This window comes from Microbacterium sp. WHRI 7836 (assembly GCF_040223885.2).
In the GTDB taxonomy this organism is placed as follows: domain Bacteria; phylum Actinomycetota; class Actinomycetes; order Actinomycetales; family Microbacteriaceae; genus Microbacterium; species Microbacterium oxydans.
Window position 1 is genome coordinate 1,744,588 of the sequence record NZ_CP168171.1, and the last position, 18,293, is coordinate 1,762,880.

Annotated in this window: 19 protein-coding genes and 4 tRNA genes; 10 read left to right on the forward strand and 13 right to left on the reverse strand. The window is 67.1% G+C overall.

Going from position 1 to position 18,293, the window contains the following annotated elements; all coding sequences use genetic code 11:
* Positions 1-216 precede the first annotated feature (216 nt).
* Positions 217-603, forward strand: coding sequence for an SPW repeat protein (locus ABRP18_RS08320; protein ID WP_058631749.1), 387 nt, complete (start codon positions 217-219; stop codon positions 601-603).
* Positions 604-673: 70 nt separating this feature from the next.
* On the opposite strand, the gene ABRP18_RS08325 is transcribed toward ABRP18_RS08320, so the two are convergent.
* Positions 674-1,117 carry a GIY-YIG nuclease family protein gene (locus ABRP18_RS08325; RefSeq protein ID WP_082738598.1) on the reverse strand — a complete coding sequence of 148 codons (444 nt, stop codon included), beginning with the start codon at positions 1,115-1,117 and terminating at the stop codon, positions 674-676.
* Positions 1,118-1,209: 92 nt separating this feature from the next.
* On the opposite strand from ABRP18_RS08325, the gene ABRP18_RS08330 reads away from it, so the two are divergent.
* Positions 1,210-2,307, forward strand: a complete 1,098-nt coding sequence (locus ABRP18_RS08330) for a PQQ-dependent sugar dehydrogenase (protein WP_349884480.1) — start codon at positions 1,210-1,212, stop codon at positions 2,305-2,307.
* Between the two features lie 20 nt (positions 2,308-2,327).
* On the opposite strand, the gene ABRP18_RS08335 is transcribed toward ABRP18_RS08330, so the two are convergent.
* The 4 genes from ABRP18_RS08335 to ABRP18_RS08350 form a co-directional block, all read right to left on the reverse strand.
* On the reverse strand, positions 2,328-3,209 hold the full coding sequence (locus tag ABRP18_RS08335; protein ID WP_349884481.1) for an aldo/keto reductase: 882 nt from the start codon (positions 3,207-3,209) through the stop codon (positions 2,328-2,330).
* A gap of 102 nt (positions 3,210-3,311) precedes the next feature.
* Positions 3,312-3,443 carry a putative transporter small subunit gene (locus ABRP18_RS08340; RefSeq protein ID WP_211368750.1) on the reverse strand — a complete coding sequence of 44 codons (132 nt, stop codon included), beginning with the start codon at positions 3,441-3,443 and terminating at the stop codon, positions 3,312-3,314.
* Positions 3,443-5,089 carry a sodium:solute symporter family protein gene (locus tag ABRP18_RS08345; protein WP_349885346.1) on the reverse strand — a complete coding sequence of 549 codons (1,647 nt, stop codon included), beginning with the start codon at positions 5,087-5,089 and terminating at the stop codon, positions 3,443-3,445. The genes ABRP18_RS08340 and ABRP18_RS08345 overlap by 1 nt, the downstream gene beginning before the upstream one ends.
* Before the next feature lie 463 nt (positions 5,090-5,552).
* Positions 5,553-5,628: transfer RNA gene (locus ABRP18_RS08350), tRNA-Val, on the reverse strand.
* Between the two features lie 151 nt (positions 5,629-5,779).
* Here ABRP18_RS08350 and ABRP18_RS08355 point away from each other — a divergent pair.
* The 3 genes from ABRP18_RS08355 (at position 5,780) to ABRP18_RS08365 (ending at position 6,076) form a co-directional block, all read left to right on the forward strand.
* Positions 5,780-5,852: transfer RNA gene (locus ABRP18_RS08355), tRNA-Gly, on the forward strand.
* Between the two features lie 54 nt (positions 5,853-5,906).
* A tRNA-Cys gene (locus ABRP18_RS08360) sits at positions 5,907-5,977 on the forward strand.
* A gap of 27 nt (positions 5,978-6,004) precedes the next feature.
* Positions 6,005-6,076, forward strand: a tRNA-Val gene (locus ABRP18_RS08365).
* Between the two features lie 151 nt (positions 6,077-6,227).
* Here the strand turns inward: ABRP18_RS08365 and ABRP18_RS08370 are convergent.
* The 7 genes from ABRP18_RS08370 to ABRP18_RS08400 all read right to left on the reverse strand — a co-directional run bounded on the left by ABRP18_RS08370 (position 6,228) and on the right by ABRP18_RS08400 (position 12,219).
* Entirely contained in the window at positions 6,228-7,454 is a 1,227-nt protein-coding gene (locus ABRP18_RS08370) for a Dyp-type peroxidase (RefSeq protein WP_349884482.1), read from the reverse strand.
* Positions 7,454-7,987 carry a copper chaperone PCu(A)C gene (locus tag ABRP18_RS08375; RefSeq protein WP_046747239.1) on the reverse strand — a complete coding sequence of 178 codons (534 nt, stop codon included), beginning with the start codon at positions 7,985-7,987 and terminating at the stop codon, positions 7,454-7,456. The genes ABRP18_RS08370 and ABRP18_RS08375 overlap by 1 nt, the downstream gene beginning before the upstream one ends.
* 11 nt (positions 7,988-7,998) lie before the next feature.
* Positions 7,999-8,616: a copper resistance CopC family protein gene (locus tag ABRP18_RS08380; RefSeq protein ID WP_349884483.1), complete on the reverse strand. Its 618-nt coding sequence runs from the start codon at positions 8,614-8,616 to the stop codon at positions 7,999-8,001.
* 116 nt (positions 8,617-8,732) lie between these two features.
* A complete protein-coding gene (locus tag ABRP18_RS08385) occupies positions 8,733-9,338 on the reverse strand; it encodes a hypothetical protein (protein WP_052748648.1) in 606 nt (201 codons plus the stop codon).
* Positions 9,339-9,405: 67 nt separating this feature from the next.
* Positions 9,406-10,758 (reverse strand): deoxyribodipyrimidine photo-lyase, encoded by a 1,353-nt coding sequence (locus ABRP18_RS08390; RefSeq protein WP_349884484.1) that lies wholly within the window; start codon positions 10,756-10,758, stop codon positions 9,406-9,408.
* A gap of 32 nt (positions 10,759-10,790) precedes the next feature.
* Positions 10,791-11,210 carry a hypothetical protein gene (locus tag ABRP18_RS08395; RefSeq protein ID WP_193761839.1) on the reverse strand — a complete coding sequence of 140 codons (420 nt, stop codon included), beginning with the start codon at positions 11,208-11,210 and terminating at the stop codon, positions 10,791-10,793.
* 58 nt (positions 11,211-11,268) lie between these two features.
* Positions 11,269-12,219, reverse strand: coding sequence for an alpha/beta hydrolase (locus tag ABRP18_RS08400; RefSeq protein ID WP_349884485.1), 951 nt, complete (start codon positions 12,217-12,219; stop codon positions 11,269-11,271).
* Positions 12,220-12,384: 165 nt separating this feature from the next.
* On the opposite strand from ABRP18_RS08400, the gene ABRP18_RS08405 reads away from it, so the two are divergent.
* From ABRP18_RS08405 to ABRP18_RS08425, 5 genes are all read left to right on the forward strand, one after another.
* Positions 12,385-13,542, forward strand: a complete 1,158-nt coding sequence (locus ABRP18_RS08405; protein ID WP_193761837.1) for a histidine kinase — start codon at positions 12,385-12,387, stop codon at positions 13,540-13,542.
* Entirely contained in the window at positions 13,539-14,204 is a 666-nt protein-coding gene (locus ABRP18_RS08410; RefSeq protein ID WP_046747172.1) for a response regulator transcription factor, read from the forward strand. The genes ABRP18_RS08405 and ABRP18_RS08410 overlap by 4 nt, the downstream gene beginning before the upstream one ends.
* 86 nt (positions 14,205-14,290) lie before the next feature.
* Complete coding sequence (gene thrS / locus ABRP18_RS08415; RefSeq protein ID WP_349884486.1) at positions 14,291-16,297, forward strand: threonine--tRNA ligase; 2,007 nt, start codon at positions 14,291-14,293, stop codon at positions 16,295-16,297.
* The gene (locus ABRP18_RS08420) at positions 16,294-16,848 is read left to right on the forward strand and encodes an HIT domain-containing protein (protein ID WP_046747170.1); all 555 of its coding nucleotides are present in this window, start codon (positions 16,294-16,296) and stop codon (positions 16,846-16,848) included. Before thrS ends, ABRP18_RS08420 begins: the two co-directional genes overlap by 4 nt.
* A gap of 20 nt (positions 16,849-16,868) precedes the next feature.
* On the forward strand, positions 16,869-17,411 hold the full coding sequence (locus ABRP18_RS08425; protein ID WP_349884487.1) for a hypothetical protein: 543 nt from the start codon (positions 16,869-16,871) through the stop codon (positions 17,409-17,411).
* A gap of 12 nt (positions 17,412-17,423) precedes the next feature.
* Here the strand turns inward: ABRP18_RS08425 and pdxY are convergent, their stop codons facing one another.
* Complete coding sequence (gene pdxY, locus ABRP18_RS08430; protein WP_058633080.1) at positions 17,424-18,275, reverse strand: pyridoxal kinase PdxY; 852 nt, start codon at positions 18,273-18,275, stop codon at positions 17,424-17,426.
* Between the last annotated feature and the right edge of the window lie 18 nt (positions 18,276-18,293).

An 18,293-nucleotide genomic window follows, 5' to 3' on the forward strand; every position in this document is an offset into this window, starting at 1 on the left:
GACGAGAAGTCTTCCCTGATGCCGACAAGATGTCGACATCTTCACCGTAGCAGTGCTGTCTGGGACCGGGCCGCGAGGAAGTGCAGGGCCGGTCCGGTGCCGGACCGGCCGGAACACCTCGATTTCCGATCGACGCATGAAGGAGGGCAATCCGATCGGACGTGTGCTTCGAACCATCGGTGAGTCGCGAAAAGCGGCGCCACCCAAGGAGGAATCATGCGTTTCATCCCCACCAAGGTCCACGGAGTCCTCGACTACATCGTCGGCATCGCGCTCATCGCCGCCCCCTGGCTGTTCGGCTTCGCGAGTGTCGGCGGAGCAGCGGTCATCATCCCGATCGTGCTCGGCGTCGGGCTGATCGTCTACAGCCTCTTCACGAAGTACGAGTGGGGCCCCTTCGGCTTCATCCCGATGCCCGTCCACCTCGTGTTCGACATCGTCGCCAGCCTCTTCCTGGCGCTCTCGCCGTGGATCTTCGGATTCGCCGGTGAGGCGCTCAACGTCTGGCTCCCGCACGTCGTCGTCGGAGTCGCCGTGATCGTCGTGGTGCTGTTCTCCCAGCCGCAGCCCGCGACCGCCCGGGGACGCGCCGCAACGGCCTGACCCCACCCCCGGACGCGGTGCCGGGCGACTGGACTTCCCGAAGCAGTCGCCCGGCATCGTCATGTCGGGGCTAGTCGCGTGTGCTTTCGACGCCGCGGAGCGTCTCGCTCAACCAGCGGCCGTAGAGCCGCCAGGGATCGCCCTCCCGCTGGAGCGCGGCGACGTGGGTGCGGAGCTCATCCGTGAACGTGAACCATTCGCCTCCTTCACGGATGCTGGCGAAGTCCCTGTGGCGTTGCTGCTCGACAGCTCGCCCTCCGCGCTCGAAGGCGAGGAGCTCTTCATGCCGGATGTTCGCCAGTCGCTGCCGCGGACGGCGGCTCGTGCCGATCTTCACGCGGCGGTGGAAGCGGATGTAGTAGACGACATCGACCCGGGGGAGAGGCAGGTCGGTATCGGGGGCATCACCGTACCGCCAACCGCAGGAGCTGCAGCACAAGGCGCCGTCTCGGCGGACACCTCGCGCGTTCCCGCAGAGGGCGCACGGACCCGGCAGTGTGAGTTCGGACGACACCGTGGCAGGCTACGCGCCCCCTCGGACACCCGCGCTCTTCACCCTGGGGCGCGACGTGCGTAGGGTCGAGTCCATCGGCGGAGGGAACGAGGATGATGGCGGCGGTGCGGATGATGAAGGCGTCGCTCGCGCTGTGGCTCGGCGCGATTGCACTCGTCGCGTGCGCGCCGCCGGCCGTCACGCCGACGACTCCCACGCCACCGGGTCCGACGCGCCCTGCGGAGTCCGGAGACATGCCAGCGGGAGAGGTCACGACGATCGCGGAGGGTCTGGCGGCTCCCTGGTCCATCGCCTTCTCCGGAGACGTCGCGTTGATCAGTGAACGTGACACCGCCCGCATCCTCGAGGTCTCGGACGAGGGGGCGCTGCGTGAGGTGGGCGTGGTTCCCGGCGTCGAGCCGCGCGGCGAGGGCGGGCTCCTCGGCATCGCCGTACGGGATGCGTGGCTGTACGCGTACTCGACGGCCGCCGACGAGAACAGGGTGCAGCGTTTCGCCCTGTCGGGGCTGCCGGGGGCGATGGAGCTCGGCCGATCGGAGACGATCCTCTCCGATCTCCCGGCCGCCGGGAACCACAACGGCGGACGGATCGCCTTCGGCCCCGACGGCATGCTCTACGTCACGGTCGGAGACGCAGGAGATCGCGATGGCGCACAGGGCCTGGAGTCGCTGGCAGGGAAGATCCTCCGCATCACGCCCGACGGGGAGATCCCGGAGGACAATCCTGTTGCCGGATCAGCCGTCTACAGCTTCGGACACCGGAACCCGCAGGGACTCGCGTGGGATGAGGATGGAACCCTGTATGCGAGTGAGTTCGGTCAGGACACCTGGGACGAACTGAACGTGATCGAGCCCGGTGGCAACTACGGGTGGCCGACGGTCGAGGGCATCGCCGATCGGGAGGAGTTCGTCGATCCGATCCAGCAGTGGCCGCCGGACATCGCGAGTCCGAGCGGCATCGCGATCGCGTCGGGATCGATCTTCATTGCGAACCTCCGAGGGGAGCGGCTCCGGGAAGCGCCGCTCTCCGCTCTCCGCATCGCCGAGGAGCACTTGGTCGGCGCGCTCGGGAGGCTGCGCGACGTCGCGGTCGCTCCCGACGGGGCGCTCTGGATCCTCACGAACAACACGGACGGGCGTGGTGATCCGCGCGAAGGCGACGACCGCGTCGTCCGTGTCCAGATCGAGTAGCGCGGCGGCTGGCGCCGACCTCACTCTTCGGGAATCTCGCGCCCGAACGCCTCGAGCGTGATGGCCTCAGGCTCAGGTCCGCCGCGCACACCGGAGTCGAGATCGTCGATGCGACCGATCTCGTCGGCGCTGAGCACGAAGTCGAAGACGTCGAAGTTCTCGGCGATGCGAGCGGGCGTGACGGACTTCGGAATGGCCTGGACGCCGTTCTGGAGATGCCAGCGCAACATCACCTGAGCGGTCGTCTTGCCATGCGCCTCGGCGATCGCACGGATCACGGGGTCGTTGAACGTGCTTCGGGACTCGTCCCCTCGGTAAGACGTGATGCCGCCGATCGGCGACCATGCCTGGGTGAGGATGCCGTGCTCCGTGCCGAGCCGCTGCAGCGGCTTCTGCGAGAAGTACGGGTGCACCTCGATCTGGTTCACCGCCGGCACGATGGTGGTCTCCGCGAGCAGCCGTTCGAGATGGGGCACCATGAAGTTGCTCACGCCGATCGCTCGTACCTTGCCCTCCGCGAGCAGGGCCTCGAGAGCCCTGTAGGCGCTGATGGTGAGATCGAACTCTCCGGGGAGGGCCTGGTGGAGGATGAAGAGGTCGATCACGTCGACCTGCAGCTTGCGGACGCTCTTCTCCCACGCGTGGAGCGTCTCCGAATACCCGTAGTCGGAGATCCAGACCTTCGTCTCGAGGAAGACCTCGTCGCGGTGGAGACCCGACGCCCGGAGCGCGTCGCCCACGCCGCGTTCGTTCCCATAGGCCGCCGCGGTGTCGATGAGTCGGTATCCGACCTCCAGAGCGGAAGCGACGGCGTCCGCCGTCTCGGCGGGGGGAGTCTGGAAGACGCCGAAACCCAGTGCGGGCATCGCGACCCCGTTGTTCAAGGTGAGGTGAGTGGTCATCACTCGACGCTATGCCCGGTCGTCAGAGCGTGGGAGGTACGGTCAGTACCCGGCAGACCCCGCACAGACGGTTCGTCTATGCCTGCGCGGGGTCTTCGATCGTCAGATGATGTCGCGTCCTTCGCGTTTCGCTTCCTTGGCATCCTTCACGAATGCGCGGATCACGACGGCGAGCACGCCGACGACGATGATCGGCCACACCAGCACGTAGGCGGTCAACAGCAGGGTCTCCATCAGGCGTCCTTTCCGGCGAGCGTGTTGTCGCCCTTCACATCGGCTGTCGGCGCGACCGCCACGGTGTCGAAGCGGCCGGTGCGTTCCTTGATCAGATCGAAGTCGAATCTCCTCGTCCTGTTCATCATCGTGAGGCCGACGCAGACGAGCGTGCTCACCGCGTAGGCCACCAGCGAGCCCGACAGCACCGGATACTCGTGGAGGAAGCCGATCGCGAACGGAGCCGATATGACGGTGGCGAGCCCACCGACGATCAGTGCCACCCGCAGGCCGAAGAAGCCGAACGACATCAGAGCGAGGACCACCCCGATCCCGATGACCGACAGGATGTCACTCACGAGCCCCCAGCCGCCGGACAGGGAGATCCACTCGAATCGCACCGGCAGGAACGCGGCGAGGGCGGCGATCACGGCGATGCTGAACGCGGCGTTCGTGACGCGATCCCAGTAGAAGCTCGCGATGACGGGGAACACGAGCGCTCCCCACATCGCGCCGACGAAGACCAGCAGGTCGAGGATGTTGAACTGCATCGACGCGAAGCAGAGCGCTGCGGCCGTCGCGCCGATCATCGTGAGTCGGCCGACGAGCAGCATCGTCTTCGGGTTCGCGTTCTTCTTCCCCGCGATGTTCTGGCCGTAGACGTCGGCCATCATGATCGACGAGAGCGCTGTCATATCGGCATCCGCGGTGGAGGACAGCGATCCGATGATCATGACGAAGAACACGCAGATCAGGATCGGCGGCAGATAGGTCGACGCTATCTGCGGGATCAGGTTGTTCACGTCGCCGTCCATGGGCTGGACTCCCGCGTACAGGGCGAGCACGCCCAGCATGCCGATGCCGATGATCGATGCGCCATAACCGAAGGTCGCCGTGACGAAGGTCTTCTTGATCAAGTCTTCGCGAACCGCGAAGAGCCGCTGCGCGATGGTCTGGTTCCCGATGGCGTAGGCGAGCACGGCAGCGATGTACGGCGCTCCCTGGTTGAAGAAGGCATCCGAGGAGAAGAAGTCTCGCTGCTGCGGAGTGAGGTTCGACGCGCCCGTGACGAACAATTCAGGTCCCCCCGCGGCGAAGAAGATCACCGGGACGATGATCGCGACCGCTCCCAGCATGGCGATGACCTGCGCGAAGTCGGTCAGCACGGAGGCCCGGAACCCCGACCACAGCGTGTAGGCCAGAACGCCGATCGCGATGGCGACGATGCCCTGCGTGAACGTGAACGGTGACAGCATCGCGACGAGTGCTCCGCCGGCGATCAGGTTCGACGTGAGGCTGATGAGGCTCCCGAGCACGTTGGAGCCGGCGAGCATGAGCTGGCTCGAGCGCCCGTGGCGGGCGAACATCACTTCGGCGATCGTGTGCGCGTGGGGCGCGACCTTGCGGATGCGTCGACCGAAGGGGTAGATGAGCAGGATCATCAGCGCGCCCCAGAGGCCGTAGTGGATGGGCCCGGAGATGCCGTAGGTGTATCCGGATGTCGCAGAGGCGTACATCGAGGATGCCCAGATCCAGGTGGCCGTCATCGACGCGGCCGAGATACCGAAGCCGATCTTGCCGCCGCCGGTCATGTATCCGTCGGCGTTCTCCCTTCTCCGGGAGATGCGGATGGACATGTAGAGGCTGCCGCCGAAGAACAGCAGCATGAGCAGGACCACGATCGGGCCTGACAGTGTGGTGAATTCTTCCACCGGGTACTCGCTTTCTCGTCGTGATGCGGCGTTGCCGCGTGTCGATGGAGAACGAGTCCCGCTAGGTGGGGGAGTACTGCGTCGTCTGGTGTTGGGGATTGCGGGGGCTGCGGTAAGCGGTCGACATGGCGAGAACGAACCTGGACCACTGAGGCGCATAGCAGCACACAGACGAGTGGCCCGGGGTGCGGCTCCTTTCGGGACGGCCGTTTCCGGGCGCACCGAACAGCAGTGCATCCTCGAACGGGATTCGTGGATCGCGTCGGTGAGCCTCCGGGCATCTGACGCCTGAGATCACCGTGAACGCGTGACCATCGCTCCGGGGGATGAGCGTCTTTCGACCATAGCAAGTTCTCAGGAAACTCGCGGGGCGCATGGTGAGGGAACAAGAAAGCCCCCGGGGAGACCGGGGGCTGGATGGTGGGCGATACCGGACTCGAACCGATGACCTCTTCCGTGTGAAGGAAGCGCGCTACCAACTGCGCCAATCGCCCATACCTGTGGGGTACGTCAACCGATACTACCGGACGCTACGGGGCGGTGAAGACCACTCAGCGAGACACGCGCGAGATTCGCTGCCGGTTTGGCGGAGTGCGGATCTTCGGCTAATGTTTCATGAGTGCCCGGGACAACCGGGAACGAAATGCGGATGTAGCGCAGTTGGTAGCGCACAACCTTGCCAAGGTTGGGGTCGCGAGTTCGAGTCTCGTCATCCGCTCGAGTGCAGCAGGTCTTCTCAGGAAGGCGTGCAGCACGTGGGGTCAATCCACACGGTGGCGTGGCCGAGCGGCTAGGCACCGGCCTGCAAAGCCGTTTACACGGGTTCGAATCCCGTCGCCACCTCACGGGAAAACTGAATAGCCCCAACGGGCGCGATTGGCGCAGCGGTAGCGCGCTTCCCTGACACGGAAGAGGTCACTGGTTCGATCCCAGTATCGCGCACAGACAGAAACCCCCGGTTCTCCGGGGGTTTTTTCGTGTTCCACGTCGCTCCGCACGGCGGAGCGCAGGGATGTCGGACCGGTGAACGGATGTCGGGCCCGAATCAGGCTTTCGCCCCGACATCCGTTCACCGGACCCGACATCCGCCGGTTCATGCGAGAAGCGTCTCCCCGATGTACCCGCCCTCCATACATCCGGGCGGGATGGCGAACACCGCGGACCCGATCGGAACCGTCCATTCGTTGAGCAGGTCGAGCTCGTCCAGTCGACGCTGCATGGGGATGAACTGCCGCTCGATGTCGGCCTGGAACGAGACGAAGATCAGCCCGGACTCGGAGACCTCGGAGCCGACCGGACGTTCGTCGTAGTTGTACGCGCGGCGGAAGATCCTCTCGCTGCCATCGCCGCGCGCGCGCCGGATGTGCGCGAACTGCGGGATCACGGGGAATCCGATCGATGTCTTGGCCTCGAAATCCGGTTCGTCGAACTCCTCCGTCCCGGTCAGTGGCGCCCCGTTGGCGAGGGTCCTCCCCACGGAGGCATCCCGACCGCCGCGGTCCAGCCGGTCCCACTTGTCGAGGTCCATCCGGATGCGGCGGAGCACCGTGCCCGTCCCGCCCGCCAGCCACCCGTCCGCGCTCCACACGACCCCGTCGAAGTCCGCCGTTCCCGGTTCGGGGTTGGTGGTGCCGTCGACCTGCCCGAAGAGGTTGCGCATCGTCGTCCCTGGGCGCTCTGTACCGTAGGCGCGACGGAAGCCCTGCTGGGTCCATCGGATGCTCGCGAAGCCACGGGCATCCTTCACCAGCATCCTCGTCGCGTGGGCGACCGTCAGCGGGTCGTCACCGGCGATCTGGATCAGAAGGTCGCCGTCCGAGAACTCCGGCCGCAGCTGATCCACACCGAACGCCGGCAGAGGCGCGAGCCACGTCGGGCTCGTTCTGCCTGCGCGGGCGACCAGGCCGGGGCCGAAGCCGAAGGTGATGGTCAGCCGTGCCGGGGCGAGGGCCAGCTCCGGCTCGGAATCGGCGAGGGCGGGGACCCCCTGTGTGAGCCGGGCCGCGTCGTCCGTCAGGATCCGCATCAGGCGGACGAGCCCTTCGCGGTCCACGTCATCATGGAGGTCGAGGCCCACGAAAACACCGTGAGCTTGCGCTGCGGTGTCGACACCGGCCTGGTGCGTGCCGAAGAAGGGCACCGTCTGGTCGCCGTTCATCGGAGCGGCGACCGGCTTCGCGTCGTCCTTCTGATCGTTCAGGGCGAGATCCACTCCGACCGCCGCGACCGCGCCGACGCCGGCGACAGCTCCTCCGAGGAGGAACTGTCGCCGGGTCGACCCGGTGCGACGGGAGCGGGCGCCCTCAGCGGGCGCCGACATCACTGCCCCGAGCCGTCTTGCATGTCGCCGCCCTCGTAGTTCTCGTTCGCACCGGAGTAATCCTTGACGGGTGCGGTGAACTCGAATGTCGAGTCGTCGGAGAAGGTCAGGGTGAAGGTGACGTCACTGCCTGCGGTGAGGGGACCCGTCAGATCCATCATCATGATGTGGTTGGCGCCGGGCTCCAGAGGGAGGCTCCCGCCGGCGGGAATGATGAAGCCGCCGTCCTTCTCGCGCATCACCATCTCTCCGGCCTCGTTCTCGACAGTCTCGTGCAGCTCGAGCATGTTCGACGCCTCGGACGCGACGGAGACGACGGTCACATCGTCGTCTCCGCTGTTGACGAGTGTGCCGAATCCTGCCGACATGCCCTCGTCGGCCGACTTGACCCAGGCATCCTCGATAGTCACGGTCTCGCCGGCCGGGCGCGGCGCCGATTCGGTCGGAGTGCTCTCCGGAGTGCACCCCGTGAGTGCGAGGAGGGAGACAGCGATCACAGCTGCCAGACGGGGAAGGTTCTTCGTGGTGTTCATGATGGTGTCTTTCACAGGTCATCTGCCGCGGAACCGCCGGCTTCCGGCGGTGCGGCTGCCGTCCGAGGACGGCGAAGGAATCGAATGGCGACGAAGACGAGGACGGCGATCGTCGCCCCGCCTGCGCCGATGAGCAGCACCCTGGTGATGCCGCCGGAATCTGCTGCGGTCTGATCCGACTGTCCTGCGGATGCCGGAGGGTTCTCTGTCGAGCCGCCCGCCGTCGGGGCCCGCATCGGCTCGGCATCGCCGACCGTGAAGGGGATGACGCCCGCGATCGGGTGGCCGTCCTCCGACACGACCTGCCAGCGCACCTGATAGCCCGCGACAGGCATCTCGGGAGCGAGCGGGGCCGTGACGGTGCGCCCGGCGACCGTGACGTCGCCGGCGACCCAGTCCTTTCCCGAGGCGTCGACGACCAGGACGACGGCCCCGGTCAGCGACTCGTCGAGGATCAGGAGCTCGCCGGAGAACGTCATCGTGATGCTTCCGGGGGCGGATGCCAACCGCTCATCGGCGGCCGGAGTGCTGGATACCAGCTGGTCGTGGGCAGACGAGGGTGTGGCGATCGCGAGGGTCGCGACCGTCGCCAACGCCAGCCCGGCCGCAATCCTGCGGACAGGGGACATGGGAATGGCCTCTCATCAGACGTCGCGTGCGCGACGTTCATGCATGCGTTCAGAACCCGCGCGCATCGAGCGCGCGGCGGTGACGCACCACGGGGCCGGTGGGCCCAGGGCGCGGATCAGATCGCAGCGGCGAGAGGGGGTGCACGACCTCTGAGAGTCGCGAGAAGGATGAGGCTGGTGGCCTCATCGACGTCGAACCGCCCGGGAAACGCATCGACGACGTCGATACCGGGGAGCACGAGGACGTGATCGACACGCCGACGCACCCACCGGATGAGCTGAGCGGCGAGATCCCGCACGGCGATGAGCAGGCGCTCACCGCGGTACAGCGCCGCGATCGTCAGCACGGCGGCGAGAGCGTGTCCGACCCACATGGACGCGTCAGCGCTCACCTCCGCCGGAATGCCCGTCGTCGGGGGAATCACCAGAGGGCCGCCGTGCACGTGTGGTGTCGAGACGCCGGACGGCGTGACCGTGCCGAGTATGAAGAGCGTGTGGAAGAGGAACTGGCTCATCGCCACGGACAGCCCGAGGCGGATCAGCGAGAGCGACCGCCCGGCGAGGAGCACGCAGATCATGAATGAGAACACCCACGGCACGAGGATGCCGAGCGGCCCCGGCATCTGCCCTCCGCCGGTGACGTGACCGGCGAGGGCGACGAAGATCGCCAGGGAGGAAGCAGCGAAGCCGCGGATGACGGCTGGCTTCCTGGACTCGGTCACGGCACCAGTCTGGCATGGACGGCGCGGATACCTCATCGCATGCCGCAGCGCCGCGTCCGCTCTCAGCTCATTCGCGCGGTGACTTCGGCGCTCTCTTCACGACGTCGTAGGCGGAGAGCGCAGCCTTCCGCGTCTCGCCGAGGTCGACGATCGGCTTTGTGGGAGCGTCGGCTGCCCAACGGGAGATGTAGAGGTTCTGGGGGTCGAACTTCTTCGCCTGGAGCTCGGGGTTGAACACGCGGAAGTACGGCGCCGCATCGGCGCCCGAGCCCGCGACCCACTGCCAGTTGAACGGGTTGTTCGCCTCGTCGGCGTCGACCAGCGTGTCCCAGAACCACTCCTCTCCGCGGCGCCAGTCGATGAGCAGGTTCTTCACCAGGAAAGAGGCGACGACCATCCGCACCCGGTTGTGCATGTAGCCGGTGTGCCAGAGTTCGCGCATCCCGGCATCCACGAGCGGTACACCTGTCTCGCCGTGCTGCCAGGCGTCCAGGTGCGCGGGGTCCAGCGGCGGCCAGGGGAAGGCGTCGAACTCCGGACGGAGGTTCTCGGTGGCGAGATCGGGGGAGTGGTACAGCGTGTGCCAGGCGAACTCGCGCCACCCCAGCTCGGAGAGGAACCCGCCCGCCCCCTCGACGCCGACAGCCTCTTGCCATACCGTGAAGGGACTGATCTCCCCCCAGCGGAGGTGCGGAGACAGCAGCGACGTGGCTCCGGCGGCAGGTTCGTCCCGCGCCCGGTCGTAGTCCCGGAGGTCCTCGTCGAGGAACCGACGCAGACGTCGTCGCGCCGCGGGCTCGCCGGGTTCCCAGGCCTCGCGAAGTCCGCCTGCCCAGTCGGGCCGGGTGGGCAGCAGACCCCAGTCGTCGAGGTCATCGGATGCGGGTGCATCGCCCACGCCCGGAATCGAGCGGGGCTCCGGAAAGGGAGCGCGGGGGGCGGGAAGAGAGAGGCACGCGCGCCAGAACGGCGTGTAGACGGAGTAGTGCGTTCCGCTGCCCGTCGTCACAGTCCACGGCTCGTGCAGCAGGGAGCCCGCGAACGAGACGGTCTCGATCCCATCCGCCCGCAGGGCGGTCTTCAGAGACGAATCGATCTCGCGCTCGGCGCCGCCGTACCGTCGGTTCCAGAACACGGCTCCCGCGTCGATCTCCGAAACCAGCTCGCGCACGACACGCTCGGCGGCGCCGCGGCGCAGCACGAGATCACCGCCACGCTCGCGCAGGCGCTCCCCGAGCGACGCGAGCGAATGGTGGAGCCACCAGCGGGCCGCACCGCCGAGAGGTCGGACACCGGGGGATTCCTCGTCGAGCACGTAGAGCGCGAGCACCGGTTCCCCTCGATCGATGGCAGCCCGAAGCGCCGGGTTGTCTGCGAGCCGGAGATCATCTCGGAACCATACGAGCGAGGGGGACGTCATGATGTCATTCTCCTGGAGTGCGCGATCTCGGGTCACGCGCGACGCCGGTGGCTGCGTCGGCCGCGTGGGGTCGAGTCGCCTGTGGACCACAGCGCCCACAGGACCAGGAGCGGCTGCAGGAAGAGCCTGCCGAGACGTCGTGCATCCGTGTCGAGTCCCGGCGTCGAGCGCTTGGTCCGCCACTGGTGGACGTTGCCCGGCATCACTGCGACGAAGAACGCGGCGGTCGCCCGGCCGATGCGGCGGCGTTCCTTCGGGAGGACGAGCAGTCCTGCGGCGAGCGCGATCTCGGCGGCGCCCGAGGCGATCACGATCGTGTCCTTGTCGAGTCGAGTCAGGCGGGTGGCCCAATCGGGCACGACCACCCGGAATCCGCGGGTGCTGAGGAAGTGGCCGACCCCGATCGCGCCGAGCGCGACCGCCAGGATCCATCGTGCGACTGCTCTGTCCATCCGTTCACGTTACGTGATGCTCCCCGGTGCGCGGATGACGTCCGCTGTGAGTTCCGCCTCACTCCACGAGGGACGGCCTCTCGCTCTCCCAGGAGCGGAACGCATCGACGATCTGCGGAGTGTGGGTGTGATGGAGGTAGTGCTCGCCGTCGAGCGGCACGACGGTGCCATCCGCGACGGTTGCGGCCTGCTCCTCGTGCACCTCCAGCCACGTGGGCACGGTCGGATTGTCGGAGACGACGAACAGCAGCAGGGGAAGGTCTTCGGGGAACGTCGTTCCGAGTGCGTCTCGGAAGTTCACGGGGAGCAGTGACATCGCGTTCAGGTAGGTCGGACTCAGCGTGTTCCGATCGGTGAGCAGGGCGATCTGCGCGCGTGCTTCTTCGGAGTAGACGGCCTCGTCGTACCCCGTGCCGCGAATCGAGGCGATGAGACGAGCGAGTCCGAGGTTCTTCGCAACGCCGAACAGCCCGACCGGCAGCTCCGTGTCGGAGCCCGGCTGGCCGGGGACGCTGCTGTCGATCCCCACGAACGCCCGCACCTCGTCGGGATAGCGATTCGCGAACTGGATGCCGTAGAGGCCCGCGATGGAATGCCCCATCAGCACGTACTCGTCGACCCCGAGCTGCTGCAGGGCGGAGTGGGTCTCGCTCACGATGTTCTCGGTGGTGCGCGGCTGATCCGTACCGTCGCTCAGCCCATAGCCGAAGGGCTCCACCACGATCACGCGATGGTCCTGCGCGAGCTCGGCGACGAGCGGCTCGAAGTCGAGGACGGGCGATGCGGTGCCGAAGCCGGGAAGGAGCACCACGTCCTCCGCGCCCTCGCCGACGATCAGCACGTTCATCTCCCGACCGTCCACAGCGACCTTCTGCCCGTAGGGTTCGATGCGATCCTGTTCGATCGCGGTCGCGACCACGTTTCCCACGGTGGTCGTCGCAAGGCCCAGCGCGACCACCCCGATGACGGAGGCGACCGCGATGAGCGTTCTCTTGACGTGCTTGTTCATGCAGACCTCTCCGAGCGCACTCCGTGTGCAGCCTCCCTTCCAGCTTTCCGATGCGCGTGCGCTACCGCATCGTCGTGCCGTGGGCATTCGTGTACCGCGATCGCGGTATCCCGTCTCATCCCGCCGAGGAATCCCCGGCGCGACGGTGCGCGGAATACTGGTGTGATGTCGGCAGCTCGTCCTCCACGAATCGCGTCGCTGTTCGGCGACGTGCTCGCCGTGCTCGTCGTGACGTTGTTCGCCGTGTCGCCGTTCCCCGACGACGGCTTCCGCGCGGACGGATGGCTGATGGTGGTCGCGCTCCTGCCGGCGGCCGCGATGCTGCTCCGTCGCCGTTTCCCGCTCTTCACGCTCGGCGTCAGCCTGGCATGCGCCGTGTTCCTGGCGTTCGCCGGAGTGGTGTCACCGAGTGCGCTCATCGCTGTGGCGATCAGTGCATTCGCCACCGTGGATCGGCGCGGGCGTCTCATGGGGGTCACCGCCGTCGGCGCGGCGACGGTGATCGTGTTCTTCGTCAGTGCGATTCCGCTCGGCGGCGATCTCTGGGACGCCCGCGCGCTGCAGTTCGTGTTCATCGTCGCTCTCGCCGGCGCGCTGGGAGACGCCACCCGGTCTCGCAGGGAATTCGTCATCGCGATGACCGAACGCACGGAACGTGCGGAGCAGGGACGCGAGGAGGAAGCGCGACGTCGGGTCGCCGAGGAGCGGGTGCGCATCGCTCGCGACCTGCATGACGTGGTGGCGCACCAGATCTCGGTCATCAGTCTGAACGCCGGCGTCGCCTCATCCGCGTTGGACCTCCGGCCGGAGCGGGCGCGGGAGGCGCTGAGCACGATCCGTCGTTCCTCGCGCACGGTTCTCGCCGACATCGGGGGACTGATGGCACTTCTTCGGTCCGACGATCCTGAGGACGTCCGTGATCTGCGCCCGCAGCGGGGACTCGCCGACCTCGACGCTCTGGTCGCGCAGTTCCGCGAGGCAGGGCTCCGTGTCGAGCTGCAGGACGACCCGGATCGACCGCAGCTGTCGCCGGCAAGCGACCACGTCGCGTTCCTCGTGATCCTCGAAGGTCTGACGAACGCCCACAAGCACGGGGCAGGTGACGCGGCGCTCGTCCGGATCCGCACTGAGCAGGACTCGCTCCGACTCACCATCGTCAATCCCGCGGTAGATGAGGCGAGGGCTCCTGCCGCGTCAGGGGGTCACGGGCTACGAGGGCTTCGCGAGCGCGTCGTCGCCGTTCGCGGCGACGTGCAGACCGGCAGGGTCGGCGAGGAGTTCCGACTGGATGTGCGGATTCCGCTGGAAGGAGGTCAGCGATGATCCGTGTGCTCGTGGTCGATGACCAGCCGCTGGTTCGCCAGGCCGTTCGCGACATCCTGATCGACGGCGGCGTCGAGGTGATCGGCGAAGCGGCGAACGGGCGAGACGCCGTCGCGCAGGTGCGCCGGTCGAGCCCCGATGTCGTCGTGATGGACATCAGGATGCCTGAGCTCGATGGGATCGCGGCCACCGCCCAGATCACGGGTTCGTCCCCGTCCTCGGCGACCCGCGTGCTCATCCTGACGACTTTCGAGGAGGACGACTATGTCGTGGCAGCCCTTCGAGCCGGCGCCAGCGGCTTCGTGGGCAAGGGAGCGGAGCCGGAGGAGATCGTCGACGCCGTGCGGGTCGTGCACCGGGGGGATGCGCTCCTCTCCTCGGCGGCGACTCGTTCGCTGATCGAGCGTTCGGTGCTGCCGCAGCTCCCGCGTGCTGAAGCATGGCACGATGAGCCGTTGCGACAGCTCACCGACCGCGAGCGTGAGGTGCTGCTCCTCGTGGCGCGGGGCGATTCGAACCAGGACATCGCCGAAGCACTCGTGATCTCACCCCACACCGCGAAGACCCATGTGAATCGCATCATGTCCAAGCTGCAGGCGCGCGATCGGGCCCAACTGGTGATCCGTGCCTACGAGTCGGGAGTCGTGATCCCCGGGGCGTGAACGGCCTCCCGTGAGACGACGGGGCCGGACATGCTCGTGGCGGTCAGGACGACGGGATCATGCGAGTAACCTGGGTATCGACCCAGATGGAGAGAGTTTCTGTGCCTGAAAACGCCCGGCCGAATGACGGCTTCGCCCTGTTCACTGACCGAAACGTCGTCGCGATGCGCGTCAACGGCGAGCTCAAGGACCTCGCCACGACCGTGACCGAGACCGACGAGGTCGAGGCGGTCACGATCGACAGCACGGACGGATTGAACATCCTCCGTCACTCGGCTGCCCACGTGCTGGCGCAGGCGGTGCAGCGCATCAACCCGCAGGCGAACCTCGGGATCGGCCCGCCCATCACCGACGGCTTCTACTACGACTTCGGCGTGGAGACCCCGTTCACGCCGGAGGACATCAAGGCCATCACCAAGGAGATGCAGCGCATCGTCCGCGAGGGCCAGCGCTTCGTGCGCCGTGTCGTGACCGATGAAGAGGCGCGCGCCGAGCTGGCGGACGAGCCGTTCAAGCTCGAGCTCATCGGGCTCAAGGGCCCGGGCAAGGAGGTTGCCGAAGGCGCCTCTGTCGAGGTCGGCGAGGGCGAGCTGACGATCTACGACAACACCACCCGTGACGGCGAGGTCGTCTGGAAGGACCTCTGCCGCGGACCGCACCTGCCCAATACGCGCATGATCGGCAACGGATGGGACCTCACCCGCATCGCTGCCGCGTATTGGCGCGGCAGCCAGAAGAACCCGCAGCTGCAGCGCATCTACGGCACCGCGTGGCCGACCAAGGACGAGCTCCGCGCGTATCAGCACCGACTCGAGGAAGCAGCCAAGCGCGATCACCGCCGCCTCGGCAAGGAACTCGATCTGTTCTCGTTCCCCGAGGAGATCGGGTCGGGCCTGTCCGTGTGGCACCCGCGCGGCGGCGTGATCCGCGGTGAGATGGAGCAGCACGCGCGCAAGCGCCACATCGAGGGCGGATACACCTACGTGTACACCCCGCACATCTCGAAGGAAGACCTCTTCCTCACCTCGAACCACCTCGTCACGTACAAGGAGGGCATGTTCCCGCCGATCGTGATGGACGAGGAGCGCGACGACGAGGGCAACATCACCAAGCAGGGCCAGGACTACTACCTGAAGCCCATGAACTGCCCGATGCACATCCTCATCTACAAGGAGCGCGCCCGGAGCTACCGCGACCTCCCGCTGCGCTTCGCGGAGAACGGCACGGTCTACCGCAACGAGCTCTCCGGCGCACTGCACGGTCTCACGCGCGTGCGAGGCTTCACGCAGGACGACTCGCACCTGTTCGTCACGCCCGACCAGCTCGAGGCCGAGGTCGCCAAGGTCCTCGACTTCATCCTCTCGATGCTCCGCGATTTCGGTCTGACCGACTTCGAACTCGAGCTGTCGATGAAGGACGACGAGAAGTCCAAGTGGATCGGCTCGGACGAGTTCTGGGAGTCGTCGACCGACGCGCTGCGCCGTGTCGCGGTGGCCTCAGGGCTCAAGCTCACAGAGGTCCCCGGTGAGGCCGCGTTCTACGGCCCGAAGATCGACCTCAAGACGCGTGATGCGATCGGTCGCACCTGGCAGCTCTCGACTGTGCAGGTCGACCCGAACCTGCCGGAGCGCTTCGACCTCGAGTTCATGGACAAGGACGGGCAGAAGAAGCGCCCGATCATGATCCACCGCGCGCTGTTCGGCTCGATCGAGCGGTTCTTCGCGATCCTGCTCGAGCACTACGCGGGTGACTTCCCGGTGTGGCTGTCTCCCGTGCAGGTCGTGGGCATCCCGGTGGCGGACGACTTCGCCGACTACTTGGGCGACGTGATCGACACACTGCGCTCTCAGGGCGTGCGCGCCGAGCTCGACACGTCCGACGATCGCATGCAGAAGAAGATCCGGACGCACACGACCGGCAAGGTGCCGCTGCTGCTGATCGCGGGGGAGAAGGACCGCGACGCTGGCACCGTCTCTTTCCGCTACCGCGACGGGGCGCAGGAGAACGGTGTACCGATCGCGGACGCCGTAGCGCGCATCCGCGCGGCCATCGACTCCCACGCCCTCGTGCAGACAGCAGGGGACCTGGCGTGACCGACGGGGAGCAGCCGCTGGAGGATGCCGGACGCCTCGCCGGGGTGCCGGACGAGTTCCAGCGGTTGTGGACCCCGCACCGGATGGCGTACATCCAGGCGGGACCGGAGCCCCTGCGCGAAGAGTGCCCGTTCTGCGAGGCGCCGAAGTTCCCGGATGCCGAGCGGCTGGTCGTCGCACGCGGCGAGACGGCGTACGTGTTGCTGAACCTCTTCCCGTACAACTCCGGCCATCTCCTGGTCTGCCCCTACCGTCACATCGCCACCTACGACCAGGCGACGCCGGAGGAGGTCGCCGAGATCGGCGCGCTCACCCAGACGGCGATGCGCGTGCTGCGCGAGGTCTCGCGCTGCGACGGCTTCAACCTGGGCATGAATCAGGGCGCCGTGGCGGGGGCCGGCGTCGACGCCCACCTGCACCAGCACGTGGTGCCGCGGTGGACGTCGGACGCGAACTTCTTCCCGATCATCGCGAAGACCAAGGCGCTCCCGCAGCTGCTGGGCGAGGTGCGCGAAGCCGTGGCTGACGCCTGGCCTCGCCCGAACGCGTGACTCGCGGTGTGCTGAACCCGATGGCTCTCCGGCATCGCTTCGCCGCAGCAGCGATCGTCCTCGGCGTCGCCTCGTCCATGGCCGCCTGTGCACCGCAGCCCGATCCCCAGCGGACGGCGACACCGACGGCGACACCGACGGCGGCACCGACGAGCGTAGAGGACGAGGGGCGCGCCTTCTACCTCGCCCAGGGGTTCGCGGAGAACGAGGGACGCCTCTCTCCGAAGACCCCGGCACAGCAGGCGCTGGTCGACGACGTGATCGAGAGCGGAGTCTGGGCAGGCATACCCGATGAGGACGTCGCCTGGATGAGCCTCGAGCTCACGATCGACGTCTGCCTCGTCGCGATCGAGTCCGAGCACAGGGTCGATGCGGGCAAGGTCGGTAACTACATCGATTCCTCCGAGATCATCGGCTCCTGGTCGAATGCGTTCGAAGAGAGCGACCCCGGTCTGCCTTTCATGCTCGGAGGCCTGGCGATCTCAGGCATGAAGTATCTCTGCCCCGATGACCACCCCGGTTGGCTCGCCGCGTATCGCGAGCTGCCCATCCCCACCGGATGACGGACGCCCGGCTCAGCGCACCTGGCGCGCCGTGAACTGCAGCCGCGGGTTCGCGTAGAACTCCTGGGCCTCGACGAGCTGCAGCTCGCGCTCTCCGGACTCGAGCGTCGCCTTGAGCAGGTCGTACACGCTGGACGCCGTGCGCTCGAGCGCGACCTTGGCGCTGCCGGTCTCGACGTAGTGCGCAGTGAAGAGCGCGGCGGTCACGTCCCCGGAACCATTCGCCTTCATGGGCAGGTGCGGGGTCTGCACGAGCCAGGCACCCTTCTCATCGGCGGCGAGCATCTCGATCGTCCCCTCTTCGCGATCGGGGCGCTCGACACTGGTGACGAGCACGGTGCGCGGACCCATCGCGTGCGCGAGATCGACCGACGCGAGAGTGGACTCCAGCGTGTCAGGCTCGGTGTCGGTGAGGAAGCCGAGCTCGAACTGGTTCGGGGTGATGATGTCGGCGACGGGAACCACGCGCTCACGCAGCAGCACCGGGATCGCGGGGGCGACGAAACATCCCGACTTCGCGTTGCCCATGACCGGGTCGCAGGCGTACACCGCGTTCGGGTTCGACGCCTTCACTCGTGCGACGGCGTCGATGATCACGTCTCCGATGCCCTCTCCGCCCTGGTAGCCGCTGAGAACGGCGTCGATCTGACCGAAGACACCGCGTTCCTCGATGCCGGTGATGACCTCGCGGACGTCACCCGGGGCGATCAGGGGACCGCGCCAGGCGCCGTAGCCGGTGTGGTTGGAGAAGTTCACGGTGTAGACGGGCAGCACCTCGACACCGATGCGCTGCAGCGGGAACACGGCGGCCGAATTCCCCACATGCCCGTAGGCCACGGCTGACTGGATGGAGAGGATCTTCATTCTCCGACTCTTTCGTTC

Excerpts from the sequence above, each read along its gene's own strand:
- ABRP18_RS08395 (WP_193761839.1), bottom strand. The coding sequence starts at position 11,210 with ATGGACAGAGCAGTCGCACGATGGATCCTGGCGGTCGCGCTCGGCGCG.
- ABRP18_RS08390 (WP_349884484.1), bottom strand. The coding sequence starts at position 10,758 with ATGACGTCCCCCTCGCTCGTATGGTTCCGAGATGATCTCCGGCTCGCA.
- ABRP18_RS08345 (WP_349885346.1), bottom strand. The coding sequence starts at position 5,089 with ATGCTGCTGTTCTTCGGCGGCAGCCTCTACATGTCCATCCGCATCTCC.
- pdxY (WP_058633080.1), bottom strand. The coding sequence starts at position 18,275 with ATGAAGATCCTCTCCATCCAGTCAGCCGTGGCCTACGGGCATGTGGGG.
- ABRP18_RS08400 (WP_349884485.1), bottom strand. The coding sequence starts at position 12,219 with ATGAACAAGCACGTCAAGAGAACGCTCATCGCGGTCGCCTCCGTCATC.
- ABRP18_RS08320 (WP_058631749.1), top strand. The coding sequence starts at position 217 with ATGCGTTTCATCCCCACCAAGGTCCACGGAGTCCTCGACTACATCGTC.
- ABRP18_RS08405 (WP_193761837.1), top strand. The coding sequence starts at position 12,385 with ATGTCGGCAGCTCGTCCTCCACGAATCGCGTCGCTGTTCGGCGACGTG.
- ABRP18_RS08380 (WP_349884483.1), bottom strand. The coding sequence starts at position 8,616 with ATGTCCCCTGTCCGCAGGATTGCGGCCGGGCTGGCGTTGGCGACGGTC.
- ABRP18_RS08335 (WP_349884481.1), bottom strand. The coding sequence starts at position 3,209 with ATGACCACTCACCTCACCTTGAACAACGGGGTCGCGATGCCCGCACTG.
- ABRP18_RS08375 (WP_046747239.1), bottom strand. The coding sequence starts at position 7,987 with ATGAACACCACGAAGAACCTTCCCCGTCTGGCAGCTGTGATCGCTGTC.
- ABRP18_RS08425 (WP_349884487.1), top strand. The coding sequence starts at position 16,869 with ATGGCTCTCCGGCATCGCTTCGCCGCAGCAGCGATCGTCCTCGGCGTC.
- ABRP18_RS08330 (WP_349884480.1), top strand. The coding sequence starts at position 1,210 with ATGATGGCGGCGGTGCGGATGATGAAGGCGTCGCTCGCGCTGTGGCTC.
- ABRP18_RS08410 (WP_046747172.1), top strand. The coding sequence starts at position 13,539 with ATGATCCGTGTGCTCGTGGTCGATGACCAGCCGCTGGTTCGCCAGGCC.
- ABRP18_RS08370 (WP_349884482.1), bottom strand. The coding sequence starts at position 7,454 with ATGTCGGCGCCCGCTGAGGGCGCCCGCTCCCGTCGCACCGGGTCGACC.
- ABRP18_RS08340 (WP_211368750.1), bottom strand. The coding sequence starts at position 3,443 with ATGGAGACCCTGCTGTTGACCGCCTACGTGCTGGTGTGGCCGATCATC.
- thrS (WP_349884486.1), top strand. The coding sequence starts at position 14,291 with ATGGAGAGAGTTTCTGTGCCTGAAAACGCCCGGCCGAATGACGGCTTC.